Annotated in this window: 19 protein-coding genes; 10 read left to right on the top strand and 9 right to left on the bottom strand. The window is 70.5% G+C overall.

Annotated features, from left to right (window positions below; genetic code table 11):
* Positions 1-28: 28 nt before the first annotated feature.
* The 8 genes from AFL01nite_RS02270 (at position 29) to AFL01nite_RS02240 (ending at position 6,387) form a co-directional block, all read left to right on the top strand.
* A complete protein-coding gene (locus tag AFL01nite_RS02270; protein WP_186813778.1) occupies positions 29-544 on the top strand; it encodes a 2'-5' RNA ligase family protein in 516 nt (171 codons plus the stop codon).
* Between the two features lie 90 nt (positions 545-634).
* A complete protein-coding gene (locus AFL01nite_RS02265; RefSeq protein WP_146825463.1) occupies positions 635-1,597 on the top strand; it encodes a siderophore ABC transporter substrate-binding protein in 963 nt (320 codons plus the stop codon).
* Between the two features lie 2 nt (positions 1,598-1,599).
* Positions 1,600-2,559 (top strand): ABC transporter permease, encoded by a 960-nt coding sequence (locus AFL01nite_RS02260; RefSeq protein ID WP_146825462.1) that lies wholly within the window; start codon positions 1,600-1,602, stop codon positions 2,557-2,559.
* The gene (locus tag AFL01nite_RS02255) at positions 2,549-3,541 is read left to right on the top strand and encodes an iron chelate uptake ABC transporter family permease subunit (protein ID WP_146825461.1); all 993 of its coding nucleotides are present in this window, start codon (positions 2,549-2,551) and stop codon (positions 3,539-3,541) included. Before AFL01nite_RS02260 ends, AFL01nite_RS02255 begins: the two co-directional genes overlap by 11 nt.
* Entirely contained in the window at positions 3,538-4,350 is an 813-nt protein-coding gene (locus tag AFL01nite_RS02250) for an iron ABC transporter ATP-binding protein (RefSeq protein ID WP_146825460.1), read from the top strand. Before AFL01nite_RS02255 ends, AFL01nite_RS02250 begins: the two co-directional genes overlap by 4 nt.
* A 63-nt stretch (positions 4,351-4,413) precedes the next feature.
* Entirely contained in the window at positions 4,414-5,013 is a 600-nt protein-coding gene (locus AFL01nite_RS02245) for a VOC family protein (protein WP_146825459.1), read from the top strand.
* The gene (locus AFL01nite_RS15245; RefSeq protein WP_186813777.1) at positions 5,010-5,162 is read left to right on the top strand and encodes a hypothetical protein; all 153 of its coding nucleotides are present in this window, start codon (positions 5,010-5,012) and stop codon (positions 5,160-5,162) included. Before AFL01nite_RS02245 ends, AFL01nite_RS15245 begins: the two co-directional genes overlap by 4 nt.
* Before the next feature lie 76 nt (positions 5,163-5,238).
* A complete protein-coding gene (locus AFL01nite_RS02240; protein ID WP_146825458.1) occupies positions 5,239-6,387 on the top strand; it encodes an HNH endonuclease signature motif containing protein in 1,149 nt (382 codons plus the stop codon).
* Here the strand turns inward: AFL01nite_RS02240 and cimA are convergent.
* The 9 genes from cimA to infC form a co-directional block, all read right to left on the bottom strand.
* Positions 6,366-7,967, bottom strand: coding sequence for a citramalate synthase (cimA, locus tag AFL01nite_RS02235; protein ID WP_146825457.1), 1,602 nt, complete (start codon positions 7,965-7,967; stop codon positions 6,366-6,368). The genes AFL01nite_RS02240 and cimA overlap by 22 nt on opposite strands.
* A gap of 168 nt (positions 7,968-8,135) precedes the next feature.
* Positions 8,136-9,569 carry an aspartate ammonia-lyase gene (locus AFL01nite_RS02230; RefSeq protein ID WP_146825456.1) on the bottom strand — a complete coding sequence of 478 codons (1,434 nt, stop codon included), beginning with the start codon at positions 9,567-9,569 and terminating at the stop codon, positions 8,136-8,138.
* Positions 9,570-9,605: 36 nt separating this feature from the next.
* Positions 9,606-12,116: a phenylalanine--tRNA ligase subunit beta gene (pheT, locus tag AFL01nite_RS02225; protein ID WP_146825455.1), complete on the bottom strand. Its 2,511-nt coding sequence runs from the start codon at positions 12,114-12,116 to the stop codon at positions 9,606-9,608.
* 1 nt (position 12,117) lies between these two features.
* Positions 12,118-13,221, bottom strand: a complete 1,104-nt coding sequence (gene pheS, locus AFL01nite_RS02220) for a phenylalanine--tRNA ligase subunit alpha (protein ID WP_146825454.1) — start codon at positions 13,219-13,221, stop codon at positions 12,118-12,120.
* A gap of 21 nt (positions 13,222-13,242) precedes the next feature.
* A complete protein-coding gene (locus AFL01nite_RS02215) occupies positions 13,243-14,280 on the bottom strand; it encodes a sensor histidine kinase (protein ID WP_146825453.1) in 1,038 nt (345 codons plus the stop codon).
* Positions 14,281-14,290: 10 nt separating this feature from the next.
* A complete protein-coding gene (locus AFL01nite_RS02210; RefSeq protein WP_146825452.1) occupies positions 14,291-15,094 on the bottom strand; it encodes a TrmH family RNA methyltransferase in 804 nt (267 codons plus the stop codon).
* A 36-nt stretch (positions 15,095-15,130) separates the two neighbouring features.
* The gene (gene rplT / locus AFL01nite_RS02205) at positions 15,131-15,523 is read right to left on the bottom strand and encodes a 50S ribosomal protein L20 (RefSeq protein ID WP_146825451.1); all 393 of its coding nucleotides are present in this window, start codon (positions 15,521-15,523) and stop codon (positions 15,131-15,133) included.
* A 35-nt stretch (positions 15,524-15,558) separates the two neighbouring features.
* A complete protein-coding gene (rpmI, locus tag AFL01nite_RS02200) occupies positions 15,559-15,753 on the bottom strand; it encodes a 50S ribosomal protein L35 (protein WP_146825450.1) in 195 nt (64 codons plus the stop codon).
* A 2-nt stretch (positions 15,754-15,755) separates the two neighbouring features.
* Positions 15,756-16,514, bottom strand: a complete 759-nt coding sequence (infC, locus tag AFL01nite_RS02195; RefSeq protein ID WP_246119548.1) for a translation initiation factor IF-3 — start codon at positions 16,512-16,514, stop codon at positions 15,756-15,758.
* A gap of 162 nt (positions 16,515-16,676) precedes the next feature.
* Between infC and AFL01nite_RS02190 the strand changes: the two genes are divergently transcribed.
* Positions 16,677-17,396, top strand: a complete 720-nt coding sequence (locus AFL01nite_RS02190; RefSeq protein WP_146825449.1) for an AIM24 family protein — start codon at positions 16,677-16,679, stop codon at positions 17,394-17,396.
* Positions 17,397-17,447: 51 nt separating this feature from the next.
* Positions 17,448-18,437, top strand: coding sequence for a GNAT family N-acetyltransferase (locus AFL01nite_RS02185; protein WP_186813776.1), 990 nt, complete (start codon positions 17,448-17,450; stop codon positions 18,435-18,437).

Here is an 18,437-nt window from a genome sequence, read left to right as displayed (position 1 = left end):
TCGGGCGCCGCTGACCTATCCTCCACCCATGCCCGACCAAGCCCTCGAGATCAGCTTCGAGCCCTCGTCCGACAGCGCCGTCGTGGCGCAGTGGGAGGCGCTCCGGGCCGCCGGGCTCCCCTCGCAGGCTGACCACCGCTCGATGACCAACGCGCCGCACCTGACCCTGGTGGCAGCCGCCGAGATCGACCCCTCGGTGGTGTCGGTCGCCCGTGACGAGATCGGACCGCTCCTGCCGGCGCGCGTGGAGGTGCGCGGCCTCGTCCTCTTCGGCCACGGACCTCGCATGACCATCGCGCACCTCGTCGAGCCCGACCCCACGCTGGCTGCCGCGGTCGCCCGCGTGCGGGCGCTCGTCCCCGCCCTGCGACACCCCGTCTGGACCCCTCACGTCACGCTGGCGCGACGCGTTCCCAGCCGACTGCTCACGGCGGCCCTCGAGGTCCTGGATGCCACCGACGCGCCGCGCGAGCTGGTCGCCGACCGCCTGCGCTGGTGGGACCCCGAGCAGGACACGATCGAGGACGTCGCGACGGTCAGGTGAGCTCGGCCGGCGGCCCCGGGGCGAGGCCCTCCGAAGGGCAGGCTAAGTTAGTGTCGCCTTACCTCACTGACTAGCTCGAACGGACCCTGTATGACCTTGCACCGTCACCTCACCGCTGTTCTCGCCCTTCCCCTGCTCGGCCTCGCACTCAGCGCGTGCGCCAACGAGAACGAGGCCGCCTCCGGCGGTGACACGAAGACGATCACCGTCACCGACGCCCTCGGCGAGGAGGAGGTGCCGCTGAACCCGAAGAGCGTCGTGGTCTTCGACATGGGCGTCCTCGACACCCTCGACACGCTCGGCGTCGACGCCGTCACCGGCGTCGCCAAGGGCGGCGCCACGCCGTCCTACCTGAAGAAGTACGCCGGCGACGACTACCTCGCGGTGGGCGACCTCTTCGAGCCCGACCTCGAGGCGATCCCGCGCGCGAAGCCCGACCTGATCATCGTCGGCGGCCGCTCCGCGGCCATGCACGACACTCTCGAGAAGAACTTCGACGGCGTCCCGGTGCTCGACATGTCGGTCGACGAGAACGCCTACCTCGAGAGCTCGCGGAAGAACATCCTGACGCTGGCCAGCATCTTCGAGGAGGAGCAGCAGGCCGAGAAGATCCTCGCCGGCTACGACGACCGCATCGCCGCGGTGAAGAAGCAGGCCGGCGGCGCCGGCAAGGGCCTCGTCCTGCTGACCAGCGGTGGCGAGGTCACGGCCTACTCCCTCAACTCACGCTTCGGCTTCGTGCACGACGTCTTCGGCGTCACCCCCGTCACCGGTGAGCTGGGCGACACCGAGTCGCGCCACGGCGAGGCCGTCTCGTTCGAGTACATCCGCAAGGCGAACCCCGACCTGCTCTACGTCGTCGACCGCGACGCCGCGATCGGCGAGGAGGGCAAGTCCGCCGAGGAGATCCTCGACAACGCCCTCGTCAAGAAGACCTCCGCGTGGAAGAACGAGAAGGTCACCTACGTCGACGCCGAGGCCTGGTACATCGTCGTCGGCGGCCTGACCAGCCTGGGCACCCTGATCGACGACATCGAGAAGAGCCTGGCCTGACCATGACGGTCACCAGTCACCCCACTCGCACGACCCCGCCGGCCGCACTGGTCGGCGGGGTCGTCGGGCTCCTCGTGCTGGCCGCCGCCAGCACGATGGTGGGCGTCGCCGACCTCTCCTGGGAGGTGCTGTGGGTCTCCCGCCTCCCCCGCACCGTGGCCCTCGTCCTCGCCGGCGCCGCCCTCGCGGTCTGCGGCCTGCTGATGCAGCTGCTGGTGCGCAACCGCTTCGTCGAGCCGTCGACCGTGGGCACCACCGAGGCCGCCGGGCTGGGGCTCGTGGTCATCACGCTGCTGGCTCCCGGCGCGCCGCTGATGGCCAAGATGGGCACCGCGGCGCTCTTCGCGCTGGCCGGCACCTGGCTCTTCCTGCGCGTGGTCCGGCTGATGCCCGTGCGCGAGACGATCCTCGTGCCGCTGATCGGCCTGATGCTGGGCGGTGTCATCGCCGCGGTGACCACCTTCCTGGCGTTCCACCGCGACCTGCTGCAGACCCTCAACAGCTGGATGACCGGCGACTTCTCCGGCATCCTGATCGGCCGCTACGAGCTGCTCTGGCTGGTGGCCGGCCTCGTCGTGGTGGCCTTCCTCGCCGCCGACCGCTTCACCGTCGCCGGCATGGGCGAGACCTTCTCGACGAACGCCGGCCTCGACCACCGCGCCGTCGTCGCGGTCGGCCTGACCATCGTCTCGGTGGTCAGTGCGGTGGTCGTCGTGACCGTCGGCGTCATCCCGTTCCTCGGCCTCGTCGTCCCCAACGTCGTCAGCACGCTCGTCGGCGACAACGCCCGGCGCGGCCTGCCGTGGGTGGCCGTCCTGGGCTCCGGACTCGTGCTCGCGTGCGACATCGTCGGCCGGCTCGTGCGCTACCCCTACGAGATCCCGGTCGGCACCGTGATGGGCGTGCTCGGCGCGGCGTTCTTCCTGGTGCTGCTGCTGAGGAGTGCGCCCCGTGCCTCCTGAGACCGCCACCCTCCCGGCGCGCCGCCTGGCCCCGTCGACCCGCGTCGCGATCACCGCCGTGATCGCCCTCGCCGTGGTCGCCGGCTTCCTGCTCGCCGACACCCACGGCTACGCCGACTTCGTGGTGCCGCTGCGGGTGCGCCGCCTCGTCGCCCTGGTCCTGGTCGGCTGGGCGATCGCGATGTCGACGGTGCTGTTCCAGACCGTGACCGGCAACCGCATCCTCACCCCGGCGCTGATGGGGTTCGACGCCCTCTACGTGCTCGTCCAGACGGTCGTCGTCTTCGCGTTCTCCGCCTCGCTGCTGAACGGCACCGACCCGCGGCTGCAGTTCGCGCTCGAGACGCTGCTGATGCTGGTGTTCGCCCTGACCCTGTTCCGCTGGCTCTTCTCCTCGGGCCGATACGAGCTGCACGTGCTGATCCTCGTCGGCATGGTCTTCGCCACGCTGTTCCGCAGCATCGCCGCGTTCCTGCAACGGCTGATCGACCCCAGCGAGTTCCAGGTGCTGCAGAACCTGATGTTCGCGTCGTTCACCACCGTCGACGAGGACCTCGTCTGGGCCACCGCCGTCGTCGTCGCGGTCGCCACCGCCCTGGTCGTGCGCCGGCTGCGCGTCTACGACGTCCTGGCCCTCGGTGCCGGACCGGCCACGAGCCTCGGCGTCGACCACCGCCGCGAGACCACCCGCGTGCTCGCCCTCGTCGCAGTCCTGGTGTCGGTGTCGACCGCCCTGGTCGGGCCGATCACGTTCTTCGGGCTGCTCGTGGCCCACCTCGCCTACCAGCTGGCCGGCACCCACCGGCACGCCGTCGTGCTGCCGATGGCCGGCCTGTCCGCCGTCATCTGCCTCGTCGGCGGACAGTTCGTGCTCGAGCGCCTGCTCGAGGTCACCACCACCTTGTCGGTCGTCATCGAGCTCGTCGGCGGCCTCACCTTCATCGCCCTGCTGATCCACCGCGCCAGGAGGAACCTCGCATGACCGTCACCGCTTCCACCGACCTGCGCGCGTGCGTCGGCATCGACCGGCCCGGGATCCGCGCCGAGGGCGTCACCAAGCGGTACGGCCGCACCGTGGTGGTCGACGACGTCCACCTCGACCTCCCGCTGGGTGGCGTGACGGCCCTCATCGGCCCGAACGGCGCCGGCAAGTCGACCCTGCTGTCGATCGTCGGCCGACTCCTCGCCGCCGACGGCGGACGGGTCACCGTGGCCGGACTCGACGTGGCCACCAGTCGCAGCGACGAGCTCGCGAAGGCGATGGCCGTCCTGCGTCAGGAGAACCACCTCGACATCCGGCTCACCGTGCGCGAGCTCGTCACCTTCGGCCGCTACCCGCACTCCAAGGGACGGCCGACCGGCGACGACCTGGTGCACGTCGAGAAGGCCCTGGAGTACCTCGACCTGACCGGGCTCGCCGACCGCTTCCTCGACCAGCTCTCGGGCGGTCAGCGCCAGCGTGCGTTCGTCGCGATGGTGCTGTGCCAGGACACCGACGTGGTGCTCCTCGACGAGCCGCTCAACAACCTCGACCTGCGCCATGCTGTCGCGATGATGGGCCGGCTGCGCGACGCCGCCCGCGAGCTGGGCCGGACCATCGTGGTCGTCGTGCACGACATCAACGTCGCCTCCTGCTACGCCGACACCATCGTCGCCATGCGCGACGGCAGGGTCGCCGCGTGCGGCTCCCCCGCCCAGATCATGCAGCCCGACCTCCTCGAGGACATCTACGGACTGCCCGTCCGCGTGCACGAGATCGACGACCAGCTGATCGCCACCTACTACGGCTGAGGCGCACGACGGGCCGCCGTCCGGGGGGTGCCGGAGACCGGCGGAGCGACTTATCGTGGGGGCATGGCGAGCATCGACCATGTCACGATCGGCGCGACCGACGTGGTGACCGCGGAGCGCTTCTACGCCGCGCTCGGCGTGCACGACCACGTGCGTGTCCGTGCCTCGGAGAGCTCATCGTCCGGCTTCGAGGGGTTCACCCTGTCCCTGGTCGTGCCCCGCCCGAGCGACGTGGACGACGTCGTCGCGAAGGGCGTCGCGGCGGGCGGAGAGGCTCTCAAGCCCGCGAAGAAGTCGCTGTGGGGCTACGGAGGAGTCGTCCGGGCCCCGGACGGGACGATCTGCACGATCGCCTCGTCCACGAAGAAGGACGTCGGACCTCCCACGGGGCGGATCGAGGACGTCGTGCTCCAGCTCGGTGTGACCGACGTGGCCGCAAGCCGGGAGTTCTACGCCGAGCGCGGCTTCACGGTGACCAAGAGCTACGGCCGCAAGTACGTCGAGTTCGGCACGGCACCGATCCAGCTCACGCTGCTCAAGCGCGAGGCCCTGGCCAAGGCCGCCGGAGTCTCCGCGACGGGATCAGGGCCCGCGCGACTGGTCGTCACCAGCGACGACGGGTCCTTCAGCGATCCGGATGGGTTCGCCTGGGAGGGCGTGTGAGCGACCGTGACGAGGACAAGGAACGGGACTTTCCCGGGTACCTGTGGCGCCCCGGGTCGTCTCCCCAGGACAATTCGCTCCTCCTCGTGGTGGCGGTCGTGATCGCCCTCGTCATCATCGGCGTCGTCCCTCTCTCTTTCCTCGGTTGACTCAGCCGTTCGAGGCAGAAACGTCCTCCATCCCGCGACCTGAACGGGTGTCGGAGGGGGTCCCTAGGTTGGGAACATGACCTCGGAACTCACGGCCCGCATGCTCGACGGCGTCCGTCGCACGCGTGCCGTCGCGGAGTTCGAGGAGTGGAAGTTCGTCGCCGCGCACCATCGGCGGAGGGTCGCCGAGATCGACCGCTCGGACGAGATCGTCCTGGGCAAGGAACTGGCCCGGCGCGAGGTGACCCTCGAGGTCGCGCAGGTCCTCAAGGTGACCGAGCGCCGGGTCTGGGCGATCGTGTTCGAGACTGAGACCCTGCGCGAGCGCACCCCGATGGTGTGGGACGCGTTCGGAGTCGGCGACATCGATGCCGCCCGTGCGAGCGCCATCGCCGACACCGCCGAGCGCCTCGTCGAGCGCGCCAGCTGGGCCAAGCTCGAGCAGTCCGTGGTCGAGTACGCCGCAGCGCACACCGTGGCCGAGCTGCGCGCCTGGCTGCGCCGGTTCCGGGCCCGGGTCGAGCCTGAGAAGACCGCAGAGGAGACCGCCGGGGCCGTCGAACAGCGCCGGGTGACCGTCACGCACCTCAGCGACGGCACCAGCTGGCTCGCGGCACTGCTGCCCACCGGCGTCGCGATCGCCGCAGCCGAGCGACTGCGCAAGGCAGCCCGAGCACTGCCCGCCGTCGATCCCGAGACCGGCGAGAAGGACCGGCGCACCCGCGAGCAGAAGCAGGCCGACCTGCTCGCCCACTGGCTCACGTCGTGCACCGGCACCGAGACCGACATCCGCGCCGAGATCGCCATCAGCATCGCCGCCACCGACCTCATCGGCTACACCGAGGGCCCCGGCGTCACCCGCGACGGTGAGCCGCTCGGCCAGGCGTGGGTGCGCGAACTGGCGGCCAGCGAGCACACCGTGTTCAGGCGACTCGTGCTCGACCCGGTCGGGCAGGTCCTGGACACCACGATCCTCGCCTACCGGCCCACGGAGTCGCTGCGACAGGCGCTGCACTGGAGGGACGGCACCTGTCGGGTGGCCGGCTGCCGGGCCCCGGTATCCGAGACCGATCTCGACCACGCCCGGGACTACGAGTCAGGCGGCGAAACCTCCGCTCACAACCTCAGGTGCCTCTGCCGGAAGCACCACAACATGAAGTCGCACGGTCACCTCGACGACCGGCACCTCGACGCGCCCATGAGCTACGGCGTCGCCACCCCGTGAAGGCGCAGGCCGTACGTCAGCGCGTCCACGAGGGCCTCGAACGACGCCTCGATCATGTTCGCGCCCACGCCCACCGTCACCCACGAGTCCTTGCCGTCGGTCGTCTCGATCAGCACGCGCGTCACGGCGTCCGTGCCGTGACCCTGGTCGAGGATCCGCACGCGGAAGTCGATGAGGTGGAACTGCGCCACGTCGGGGTAGATCCGCTCGATCGCCTGGCGCAGCGCGTGGTCGAGGGCGTTGACCGGGCCGTTGCCCTCCCCCACCACCGCGGTGCGCGTGCCGCCGGCGACGACCTTGACGATCGCCTCGGCCCCGCCGTCGCCGGCCGACCCGGCGATGACGCGCCACGACTCCACGTCGAAGTACGCCGGGCGCTCGCCCGTCACGGACTCGGTCAGCAGCAGCTCGAACGAGGCGTCGGCCGCCTCGAACGTGTAGCCGTCCTGCTCCATCTTCTTGACCTGGTCGGTGATCTTCGTCAGCAGGTCGTTGTCGCCCGAGAGGTCGAAGCCCAGCTCGCGACCCTTGAGCTCGATCGTCGCGCGACCGGCCATCTCCGACACCAGCAGGCGCATGTCGTTGCCGACCAGCGCCGGGTCCATGTGCTGGTACAGGTCGGGATCCACGCGGATCGCGCTGGCGTGCAGGCCGGCCTTGTGCGCGAACGCCGAGACGCCCGTGTACGGCTGGCGTGCCACCGGCGGGTAGTTCGTGATCTCGCTGATCGCGTGCGAGATGCGCGTGGCGTCGGCCAGCACGCCCTCGGGCATCACGCTCATGCCCAGCTTGAACTCCAGGTTGGCGACGCACGTGACGAGGTCGGCGTTGCCGGTGCGCTCGCCGTACCCGTTGATGCAGCCCTGCACGTGGGTCGCGCCAGCCTGCACCGCCGCCAGCGAGTTGGCCACCGCGCAGCCGGTGTCGTTGTGGGCGTGGATGCCCAGGCGGGCGCCGGTCGAGGCCAGCACGTCGGCCACGATGTCACCCACCCAGTGCGGCAGCATCCCGCCGTTCGTGTCGCACAGCACCGCCACCTCGGCGCCGGCCTCGGCCGCCGTACGAACCACCTCGAGGGCGTAGTCGCGGTTGTCGAGGAAGCCGTTGAAGAAGTGCTCGCAGTCCAGGAACACCCGCTGACCCTCGGCCCGCAGGTGCGTCACGGTGTCGCGCACCATCGCGAGGTTCTCCTCGAGCGTGGTGCGCAGGGCCTTCGTCACGTGCTGGTCGTGGCTCTTGGCCACGACCGTCACGACCGAGGCGCCCGAGTCGCGCAGCGCCGCCACCAGCGGGTCGTCCGCGGCGGCCACGCCGGCACGCCGCGTCGAGCCGAACGCGGCCAGCGTCGCATGGCGCAGGTCGAGCTCCTTGGCGGCCAGGGCGAAGAACTCGGTGTCCTTGGGGTTCGAGCCCGGCCAGCCGCCCTCGATGTAGCCCACGCCGAGGTCGTCGAGGTGCTTCGCGATCGCCAGCTTGTCCTGCACGGAGAGGTTGAGGCCCTCCTGCTGGGCGCCGTCGCGCATCGTCGTGTCGTAGACGTGGAAGTCCGCCGGGTCGTGCTTCCCGAAGGTGGTGCTCATGGTCGTCCCGCTCTGTCGTTCGATACCTGTGGTCGAGTCACAAAAAAAGCCCCCCGGGTACGGGAGGCGGCGCGTCTGGGATGAAGATTCAGACGCGCTTTCCAATGATGATCACCGACGTGTTCATGGGCACAGCGTACACCCGCGCCCGGGAGCCCTCGCCGCCCGTCAGACACCGCCGGAACGGTCGGCCGGCTTCGGCCCGAGATGGGCCAGGGTCTCGGGGCGCAGGATCCGCTCCAGCTCGTCCTGCGGCAGCAGGCCCTTCTCCAGCACCAGCTCGGCCACCCCGCGTCCGGTGACGAGTGCCTCCTTCGCCAGCTCGGTCGCGGTCTGGTAGCCGAGGTACGGGTTCAGCGCCGTGACCAGCCCGATGGAGTTCGCGACCTCGAGGGCCAGGTGCTCGCGGTTCGCGGTGATGCCCCGGACGCAGTTCTCGGTCAGCGTCTGCACCGCGGTCCGCAGCCGGAACAGGCCCGCCGACAGCGAGTAGCAGATGACCGGCTCGAACGCGTTGAGCTGCAGCTGGCCCGACTCCGCCGCCATCGACACCGTGACGTCGTGCCCGATGATCTGGAACGCCACCTGGTTGACGACCTCGGGGATCACCGGATTGACCTTGCCCGGCATGATGCTCGAGCCCGCCTGACGCGCCGGCAGGTTGATCTCGCCCAGTCCCGCGCGCGGGCCCGACGACAGCAGCCGCAGGTCGTTGCAGATCTTCGACAGCTTCACGGCGACCCGCTTGAGCACGCCCGACATCTGCACGAACGAGCCGCAGTCCTGCGTGGCCTCGATCAGGTCCACCGCCGTCACCAGCGGCAGGCCCGTGATGCGCTCGAGGTGCTCGCGCGCCAGGGGGACGTAGCCGTCGGGCGCGTTGAGCTGGGTGCCGATCGCCGTGGCGCCGAGGTTGATCTCGTGCAGCAGCATCACGGCCTCACGCAGCCGGGTGCGGTCCTCGGCGATCATCAGCGCGTAGGTGCCGAACTCCTGGCCCAGGGTCATCGGGACGGCGTCCTGCAGCTGGGTGCGGCCCATCTTCAGCACGTCGTGGAACTCGACCGCCTTCTCGGCGAACGCCTCCTCCAGCGCCCCCATCGCGTCGATGAGGTCGTGGGTGGCCTTGATGCAGGCGATCTTGACCGCCGTCGGGTAGACGTCGTTGGTCGACTGGCTGAGGTTGACCTGCTCGTTCGGGTGCAGGTGCTCGTAGTCGCCGAACGCGTACCCGAGGATCTCCAGCGCCCGGTTGGCGATGACCTCGTTGGCGTTCATGTTCGTCGAGGTGCCCGCGCCGCCCTGGATGACGTCGACGACGAACTGGTCGTGCAGCTCGCCCCGGCGGATCTCCTGGCAGGCCTGGACAATCGCGGCGTGCTGCTTGTCGTCCAGCAGGCCGAGGTCGTGGTTGGTCTCGGCCGCCGCCTCCTTCACCGCGGCGAGCGCCTGCGGCAGGTACGGACTGATCGCGATGGGCACGTCGGTGATCGGGAAGTTCTCCAGGGCGCGCAGGGTGTGCACGCCCCAGTAGACCTCCGCCGGCACCTCGCGCTCGCCCAGCAGGTCATGCTCGATCCGAACGCGCTTCTGGTCGGTCATGCAGCCATGTAACCACTCGGACGGACCCGTTGCCGGTCAGCGCAGTTGTGCTCCGAGTGTCGCGGCGGCGGCCACGATCTGGTCGCGGGCGGCCTTGATGTCGGCGTCCGTGAGCGTTCGGTCCTCGGCGCGCAGGCGCACCTTGAAGGCCAGCGACTTGCGTCCCTCGCCCACCTGGTCGCCGGTGTACACGTCGAACAGGCGCACCGACTCCAGCAGCGGGCTGGCCCCGGCGACGACCGCCTGCAGCTCGCCCGCGGGCAGCGAGTCCTCGACGATGAACGCGAAGTCCTCCTTCGCGACCGGGAAGGCCGAGAAGTCGGGCTTCGGGCCGATCAGCGGCGCCGCCTCGATCAGCGCGTCGAGGTCGAGCTCGCCCACCGCGACCCGGCCGGGCAGGCCGAAGGCCTCCGCGACCTTCGGGTGCAGCTCGCCGACGTGGCCGACGACGCGGTCGCCCACGCGCAGCTGCGCGCAGCGGCCGGGGTGGAACGGGGCGAGGGTCGTCGCGCCGACCTCCAGCTCGACGTGGAGGTTCTCGGCCACGCGACGGGCAACGGCCAGGGCGTCGCTCCACTCGACCGGGCGTCCGGCACCGGACCAGCCGGAGCGGTGCCGCTCGCCCACCAGCACGAAGCCGGTGTGGCGGGGCTGCTCGGGCAGGGCGGCGTCGAGGGCGGCGAGCTCGTCGGCCGTGGGGCGGCGGTCGACGCCGTAGATCGGCGCGGTCGGGTGACCCGCGCGGGGGCGGAAGACACGGCCGATCTCGCTGATCTGGACCGACTCGTGGCCACGCCCGATGTTCAGCGAGGCGGCCTTGAGCAGCCCGATGAGCAGCGTGGGCGTGAGGCCCGGCTCCTCGGCCGAGAGCGGGTTCGCCAGGCGGACGAGGTCGCGGCGCGGATCGTCCTGCGGCAGCCCGAGCCTGTCGAGGTCGGCGTCGCCGACGAACGGCAGCGTGGTGACCTCGACCAGGCCCGCACCGGCCAGCACGTGGCCGACGCGGCGGCGCAGCTCCTGCTCGCGGGTGAGGCCGCGACCGCCGGTGGGCGTGGGCAGCACCGACGGGACGTTCTCGTACCCGGCCGTGCGCAGCGCCTCCTCGACGAAGTCGTACGGGTCGTTCAGGTCGAAGCGCCACGACGGCGGCGTCACGGTGAAGCGGTCGCCCGCGAGCTCGACCGTGCAGCCGTTGCGCTCATACGTGTCGCGCGCCTGGTCGGCGGTGATCGGCAGCCCGCTGATCCGCGCCGGCAGGTCGGACGAGAACGTGACCGCCTCGCGCGCCGGGGCGGTGCCCACGACGGTGGCGCCGGCGACGAGGGTGCCCCCGGCGAGCTCGACGAGCAGCTCGGCGACGCGCGCGGCGGCACGCAGCGGCAGCTCGGGGTCGACGCCGCGCTCGAAGCGCTTGGCCGCCTCGGTGGGCAGCTTGTGGCGCTTCTGCGTGCGGAAGATCGTGACCGGGTCGAAGTGCGCCGCCTCGATGACGACGTCGGTGCTGGTGCCGTCGATCTCGACGCGGTCGCCGCCCATGACGCCGGCGATGCCGATCGGGCCGAGGTCGTCGGTGATCAGCAGGTCGTCGGCGCTGAGGGTGCGATCGACGTCGTCGAGGGTGCGCAGCTTCTCGCCCTCGGTGGCGCGGCGCACGACGATGTCGCCGTTCAGCTTGGCGCGGTCGTAGCAGTGGTTCGGCTGACCGAGCTCGAGCATGACGTAGTTGCTGATGTCGACGGTCAGACTGATGGGGCGCATCCCCGCGTCGGAGATCCGCTTGGCCATCCAGGCCGGTGTCGTCGCGGCCGGGTCGATGCCCTCGACCACGAGCGTCGTGAACACGGGGCAGCCGTCGGGGTCGTCGACGCGCACCGGGTAGGCCCCGGCGTCCGTCGACGGCACGGGGCGATCGGCCGGGTCGGTGAACGGCACGCCGAACGCCAGGGCCGCGTCGCGCGCCACGCCACGGAGGCTGAGGGCGTACGCGCGGTCGGGGTTGACCTCGAGGTCGAGGGTCTGGTCGCCCAGCCCCAGCAGATCGATCGCGTCGTCGCCGGGCTCGGCGGAGCCGGGCTCGAGCACGACGATGCCGTTCGCGGTGGACGCGTCCTCGGCCAGGCCCAGCTCCGTGGTGGAGCAGATCATGCCGTCGGAGACGTGGCCGTACGTCTTGCGCGAGCCGATCTCGAAGCCCAGCGCCGGCAGGAAGGTGCCCGGCAGCGAGACGACGACGAGGTCGCCCACGCCGAAGTTGTGGGCGCCGCAGATGATGCCGCGCGAGGGCACGTCCTCGCCCGGCGCGTCGGGGACGGACGGCTCGTTCTGCGCGCCGACGTCGACCCGGCACCAGTTGATGGTCTTGCCGTTCTTCTGCTCCTCGGGCGAGATCGCGAGGACGCGGCCGACCGTCAGCGGACCGGACAGGCCGCCGCCGACGATCTCCTCGAGCTTGAGGTCGTACATCGTCAGGCGATCGGCCAGCTGCTCCGTCGTGACGGCGTCAGGCAGTTCGACGAGTGACCGCAGCCACTCCACGGGGACACGCATGTCAGAGACCAACTCCGAAGGGCTCGGTGAAGCGAACGTCGCCGTCCCACAGGTCGCGCAGGTCGGCGATGTCGTAGCGACTGGTGATGGTGCGGTCGAGGCCCATGCCGAACGCGAAGCCCGAGTACTCCTCGGGATCGACGCCGCAGGCGATCAGGACGCGCGGGTTGACGACGCCGCAGCCACCCCACTCGACCCAGCCCTCGCCGCCGCACGTGCGGCACGAGGCGACCTCGGCCGGGTCGTTGTGGCAGACGTAGCAGAGCAGGTCGACCTCGGCGCTGGGCTCGGTGAACGGGAAGTACGACGGACGGAAGCGGGTGGCGATCTCGGTGCCGTAGATGGCACGCGCGAAGTGGTCGAGCGTGCCCTTCAGGTGTGCCATCGACAGGCCCTTGTCGATCGCCAGGCCCTCGACCTGGTGGAAGACGGGCATGTGCGTCGCGTCGGCTTCGTCGGTGCGGTAGACCCGCCCGGGGCACACGATGTAGATCGGCGGCTCGGTCGTGAGCATCGTGCGCGCCTGCACCGGCGAGGTGTGGGTGCGCAGCACCATCGCGGCCGACTCCGGGTCGAGCCAGAACGTGTCCTGCATCGTGCGGGCGGGGTGGTCGGGGCCCAGGTTCAAGGCATCGAAGTTGAGCCACTCGGCCTCGACCTCGGGACCCTCGGCCACCTCCCAGCCCATCGCGACGAAGATGTCGGCGACGTGCTCCTGGATCGTGGTGATCGGGTGACGGGCACCCACGGGCTCGACGTCGGTGGGCAGCGTGACGTCGACCGTCTCGGCGGCCAGCCGGCGCTCGAACTCCGCAGCCTCGACCTCGGCCGTGCGGGCGGCGAGGGCCCGGTTCACGGCGCCCCGGGCCTGGCCGACGCGCTGCCCGGCGTCCTTGCGGGCGGCGGGCGGCAGCGCGCCGATCTCGCGGTTGGCCAGCGCCAGCGGCGAGCGATCGCCGGTGTGGTCGATGCGCACCTGCTTGATGGCGTCGAGGGAGTCGGCCGCGGCGATGGCCGCGAGGGCCTCGTCACGCATGCGTTCGACCTCGTCGGCGCGCAGGGGCGTCACCTCGACCGGGTCGTAGTCGGAATTGGGCGCAGACACGCGGCCGAGTCTATCGGCGGGTCAGGACGTCAAGGAGTCCGGCTCGTTGACGGGGAACCACACGCAGATCGTCGCTCCCCCGCCCTCGGTGTCCTCGATGGAGATCGAGCCGCCGTGCTGGTCGACGACGCCCCGGACGATGAACATGCCCAGGCCGCTGCCGGCGCCCGGGCCCGAGCGCCAGAACCGGCTGAAGATGCGGACGCGCGACTCCTCGGGGATGCCGGGCCCGCTATCGACGATCCGGACCGCGACCCCGTCCTGGTCGCCGCGCCGCTCGGGCGAGACGACCACCTCGCGCAGTCCCTCGCCGTGCCGGATCGCGTTCTCGACGAGGTTGGTCAGCACCTGGGTGACGCGGTCGGCGTCGCCCCACACCACGGGGATCTCACCGGTGACGCGGGGCATCGGCGGCACCTCGTTGGCCGAGAACACCGACGCCAGCACGCGGGCGGCGAGGTCGTCGAGTCGCACCGGCTCGGTGCGCAGCGACAGTCGGCCCGCGTCGATGCGCGCCGCGTCGAGCAGCTCGGTGATGAGGCGGCTCAGCCGGTCGGCGTCGGCGTCGATCGTCTGCAGCATGAAGAGGCGCTGCTCCTCGGTGAACGCGTCCCACCGGCTCAGCAGGGTGGCGCTGAAGCCCTTGATGCCGGTGAGCGGCGAGCGCAGCTCGTGGGCGACGGTGGCGACCATGTCGGACTTCTCGCGGTCGCGCTGGAGGCGCACGCGCGCGTTGCGCATGCTGACGATGACCTTCACGACCTTGCCCGCCGGCTGGTCGCGCACGAGCGACGCGGTGATGAGGTACTCGCTGCCGCGCGGGGAGTACCAGGACGATTCGCTGATCCGGGTGCGGATGGCCAGCCCGTCGTAGGGCCGCACGGAGTCGAACCAGCTGTTGCCCGACAGGTCGTCGAACGGGACGGCGTCGTCGAGGTGCATGCCGAGCATCTCGTCGCCCTCGGCACGGGCCCAGTACTTGACCCAGCGGTTGACGAACGTCACCCGACCATCCGCATCGGCGACGATGACGCCGTCGGGGAAGTGTTCGAAGGGCACGAGCCCGAGCCTAACCCTGCTCGCGCGCCGAGGCGTACAAACAGACGGCGGCCGCGGTGGCGAGGTTCAGGCTCTCGGCGCGGCCCAGGATGGGCACGTGCACGACCCGGTCGGCGAGGGCGGACCACGCGTCGGGCAGCCCGTGCGCCTCGTTGCCCATCAGCCACGCGGTGGGCGCGGCGAGGTCGAGATCGGCGTCGAACAGGCCCGTCTCCCCCGCGCCGTCGGCGGCCAGCACCTGCACACCACGCGACTGCAGCTCGGCGATGACCGCCTCGACATCGTCCTCGACCGCGATCGGCAGGTGGAACAGCGAGCCCGCGGTGGCGCGGACGACCTTGGGGTTGAGCGGGTCGACGCTCTCGCCGGCGACGACGACACCGGCCGCCCCGGCCGCGTCGGCGCACCGGATGACCGCGCCAAGGTTGCCCGGGTCGCGGATCTCGGCGCACACCACGACCAGCCGGGCGTCCTGCGGGACGTCCTCGATCGTGGTCAGGACCGACCGGCAGCGGGCGACGAGGCCCTGCGGTGTGACGGAGTCGGCGATGTCGGCCACCACGTCGTCGGTGACGACGTGCCAGACCTCGGCCGACTGCTCGAGCTCGGGGTACCGCTCGGTCGCCTCGACGGTGGCGAACACCTCGATGACGACGTCCTGCCCTGAGTCGGACACTGCGGCGAGCGCCTCGCGCACCGCTTGGGGTCCCTCGGCCAGGAACTCACCGGTCCTGGCCCGGAACGCACGCGTGGCGAGCCGCCGAGCGGTCTTGACCCGTCCGGAACGGACGGTCAGATCGCCGGGGCTCGCCACGAGTGAACTGAGCTGATGCTGATCTGAGCGGAGTGCTCAGACGGCCTGGTCGGCCTTGGGGGCGTTGACGTCCTCGGGCAGGTTCGCCTTGGCGACCTCGACGAGAGCGTTGAACGCGGCGATGTCGTTGACGGCCAGATCCGCGAGGATCTTGCGGTCGACCTCGACCTCGGCGGCCTTGAGGCCCTGGATGAAGCGGTTGTACGTCATGCCCTGGGCGCGAGCCGCGGCATTGATCCGCTGGATCCAGAGACGACGGAAGTCGCCCTTGCGAGCCTTGCGGTCGTTGTACGAGTAGACCAGCGAGTGGGTGACCTGCTCCTTGGCCTTGCGGTACAGGCGCGAGCGCTGACCCCGGTAGCCGGAGGCCCGCTCGAGGACTTCGCGGCGCTTCTTCTGCGCGTTCACTGAACGCTTGACGCGTGCCACAGTGTTACTCCTTCAAATCTTGGGGGTAGGGAGGCTCAGAGACCGAGCAGCTTCTTGACGGCCTTCGTGTCGGCCTTCGACACCTCGGTCGTGCCGGCGAGACGGCGCTTGCGGGTCGAGGACTTGACCTCCAAGAGGTGGCGGCGGTTGGTCTGCTCGCGGCGGAGCTTGCCCTTGCCGGTGATCTTGATGCGCTTCTTCATGCCCGAGTGGGGCTTGAACTTCGGCACGGTTATGCCTCCATGTCTGGGTCGAGGTTCTCGGAGCGCCGACGAGGCTTCTTCGCCGTCGCTGTCTTCTTGTGTTCTTCGCGATGCGCCTTCTCGGCCTCGGCCTCGGCCTCGCGTTCTGCCTCGCGCGCGGCGGTGGTCACGGCCTTGGCGGCCTTGACCTCGGCCTGCGCCTCGGACTTCTTCTTGTGCGGAGCCAGCACCATCGTCATGTTGCGGCCGTCCTGGCGCGCATTGGACTCGATGAAGCCCAGCTCCTCGACGTCGGCGGCCAGCTTCTGCAGCAGCCGGTACCCGAGCTCGGGACGGTGCTGCTCACGACCACGGAACATGATCGTGATCTTGACCTTGTCGCCTGCCTGGAGGAACCGCACGACGTGGCCCTTCTTGGTGGCGTAGTCGTGCTGGTCGATCTTCGGGCGGAGCTTCATCTCCTTGATGACCGTGTTCGTCTGGTTGCGTCGGGACTCGCGAGCCTTCTGCGCCGTTTCGTACTTGAACTTGCCGAAGTCCATGAGACGGCACACGGGAGGCCGCTCCTGGGGCGCGATCTCGACGAGGTCGAGATCGGCTTCGGCAGCCAGGCGCATGGCATCTTCGATACGAACGATGCCGACCTGTTCACCGCTGGGTCCGACAAGACGGACCTCGGGGACGCGAATGCGCTCGTTGACGCGCAGATCTGTGCTGATGGATCCTCCTGAGATCGGGTTTGGAGGACACGAAAAAGGTGGCCTCCGTCGAAGCGAAAGCCACCACACGCACCGTACGGTGCCGCACGCCGCGTGGTCGTCCGAGAACGGCCCGCAGCGGGTGACCCCCGGATCAGAAACCCGGCAGGTGGGAGTGACCTCCACTTCGATCAACCATGCTAGCAGCCGATTCCTTCCCGGACGAAATCGGCCGCCGTTACGCTGGCGCGCATGCGTAGCGACCTCTTCGCCCAGGCCAACCTCGAGAAGCAGACCGACGAGCGCTTCGTCGTCCAGAACCCGCAGATGCTGCGGGTGTCCCTCGGCGAGGACGTCCTCGCCGTCAAGGGCGCGATGGTCGCCTACCAGGGCGGCGTGACCTTCCACCACGAGAGCGCCGGCTCCGTGGGCCGCCTGCTGAAGAAGGCGGTCAGCGGGGACGACGTGCCGCTCATGCGGGTCTCCGGGCAGGGCGAGGTGTTCTTCGCCGACACCGCGGGCTTCGTGTTCCTCGTGCACCTCGACGGCGACGCCCTCAGCGTCAGCGGCCAGAACCTGCTGGCGTTCGACGCCTCCCTCCGCTGGGACATCAAGCGACTCAAGGGCGCCAACATGATGGCCGGCGGCCTGTTCAACATGGAGCTGTCGGGCACCGGCACGGTCGCCCTGCACGCCGTGGGCCAGCCCGTCGTCCTGGACTGCGCCCAGCAGCCCACGCACGTCGACGTGAACGCCGCGGTCGCCTGGTCGGCGGCGCTCCAGCCGCAGGTCGTGAACTCGATGAACATGAAGTCGATGCTGCGGGGCGGCTCGGGCGAGGCGTTCCAGTACCGCTACCACGGGGCGGGCTTCGTGGTCGTCCAGCCGAGCGAGTGGGCCAGCGGCGCGAGCGGGTCCTCGGGTGGCTCGTCCGGCGGGGGCGGCGGGATCATCGGCGACCTGTTCGGCTGACGAAATCTGCCCGAAACCTCGGTTGTCCAGACTGGCCGCATGATGTGGCGCGTGCGGACGACATTGGAGGACCGGCCGGGTGTCTTGGCGGAGATCGCCCTGGCCTGCGGCAAGGCTGGACTCAACATCGAGAGCATGCAGGTCTTCCCGGGCGATCCGACCGTGGTCGACGAGTTCGTCGTCACCGCGCCCGAGGGGTTCACCGACGTCCAGGTGGCCGAGGTCTTCGACGACGCCGGAGGCAGCGGCGTCGCGGTCACGCGCACCGACCCGCGCGACGTGGTGGACGAGCCGACCCGCTACCTGAACGGCGTCCACGAGGTGCTCGAGGGCGGACGGGACGTCGAGGAGGTCCTGCGCGAGCTCCTCGAGACGACGCCGCCCGACGTCGCCGACTACGCCGGGCACGACGTCCTCGACCTGCGGCGCCGCAACGGCACGAGCCTGCGGATCAGCCGCGCCGTCCCGTTCACCTCGATCGAGCGGGCGCGGGCGCAGGCCCTCCTGTCGCTGGTGAGCGACGCCGGCGCCGACCTCCCGCCCATGCAGCCCACGACGGTCCAGCGGCTCCCCCTCGTCCGTCCTGCCACGCTCGCCGACATCGACGCCGTCGCCGCGCTGCACCAGCGGTGCAGCGCCGAGACGCTGTACCACCGCTACCAGGTGCCGCTGCGGATGCCGATGACCACGCGTTTCACCCGCCGCCTCGTGCTGCCCGAGTCCGGGGTGGCCGTGGTCGTGCAGTCCGGGCTGGACGTGGTGGGTCACGGTGTCCTCGAGCGGTCGGGCGACGACTGGCGCTTCCACGTCCTCGTCGAGGACGCGTGGCAGGGTCGCGGTGTGGGCTCGCTCCTCGTGCGGCAGGGAGCCGGTCGCGCGCGGGCGCTCGGCGCCGAGCGACTCACCTTCGTCACGGCCGGCTCGAACGACCGGCTGCTGCGCGCCGTGGGCGGTGCGGGCTTCGCGGCCCGCGTCGAGCGCCACGACGGCGCCGTCCACATCACCGTCGGCCTGGCGACGGTGACGCCCATCGAGGGCTGA

Origin of the sequence: Aeromicrobium flavum (assembly GCF_007992115.1) — a bacterium.
In the GTDB taxonomy this organism is placed as follows: domain Bacteria; phylum Actinomycetota; class Actinomycetes; order Propionibacteriales; family Nocardioidaceae; genus Aeromicrobium; species Aeromicrobium flavum.
This window is presented reverse-complemented; position numbering and strand designations above follow the sequence as displayed.

Bases quoted from the DNA above. Each gene is read 5' to 3' on its own strand.
- AFL01nite_RS02270 (WP_186813778.1), top strand. From the start codon at position 29: ATGCCCGACCAAGCCCTCGAGATCAGCTTCGAGCCCTCGTCCGACAGC.
- AFL01nite_RS02245 (WP_146825459.1), top strand. From the start codon at position 4,414: ATGGCGAGCATCGACCATGTCACGATCGGCGCGACCGACGTGGTGACC.
- AFL01nite_RS02240 (WP_146825458.1), top strand. From the start codon at position 5,239: ATGACCTCGGAACTCACGGCCCGCATGCTCGACGGCGTCCGTCGCACG.
- cimA (WP_146825457.1), bottom strand. From the start codon at position 7,967: ATGAGCACCACCTTCGGGAAGCACGACCCGGCGGACTTCCACGTCTAC.
- AFL01nite_RS02190 (WP_146825449.1), top strand. From the start codon at position 16,677: ATGCGTAGCGACCTCTTCGCCCAGGCCAACCTCGAGAAGCAGACCGAC.
- AFL01nite_RS02260 (WP_146825462.1), top strand. From the start codon at position 1,600: ATGACGGTCACCAGTCACCCCACTCGCACGACCCCGCCGGCCGCACTG.
- AFL01nite_RS02250 (WP_146825460.1), top strand. From the start codon at position 3,538: ATGACCGTCACCGCTTCCACCGACCTGCGCGCGTGCGTCGGCATCGAC.
- AFL01nite_RS02265 (WP_146825463.1), top strand. From the start codon at position 635: ATGACCTTGCACCGTCACCTCACCGCTGTTCTCGCCCTTCCCCTGCTC.
- pheT (WP_146825455.1), bottom strand. From the start codon at position 12,116: ATGCGTGTCCCCGTGGAGTGGCTGCGGTCACTCGTCGAACTGCCTGAC.
- AFL01nite_RS02230 (WP_146825456.1), bottom strand. From the start codon at position 9,569: ATGACCGACCAGAAGCGCGTTCGGATCGAGCATGACCTGCTGGGCGAG.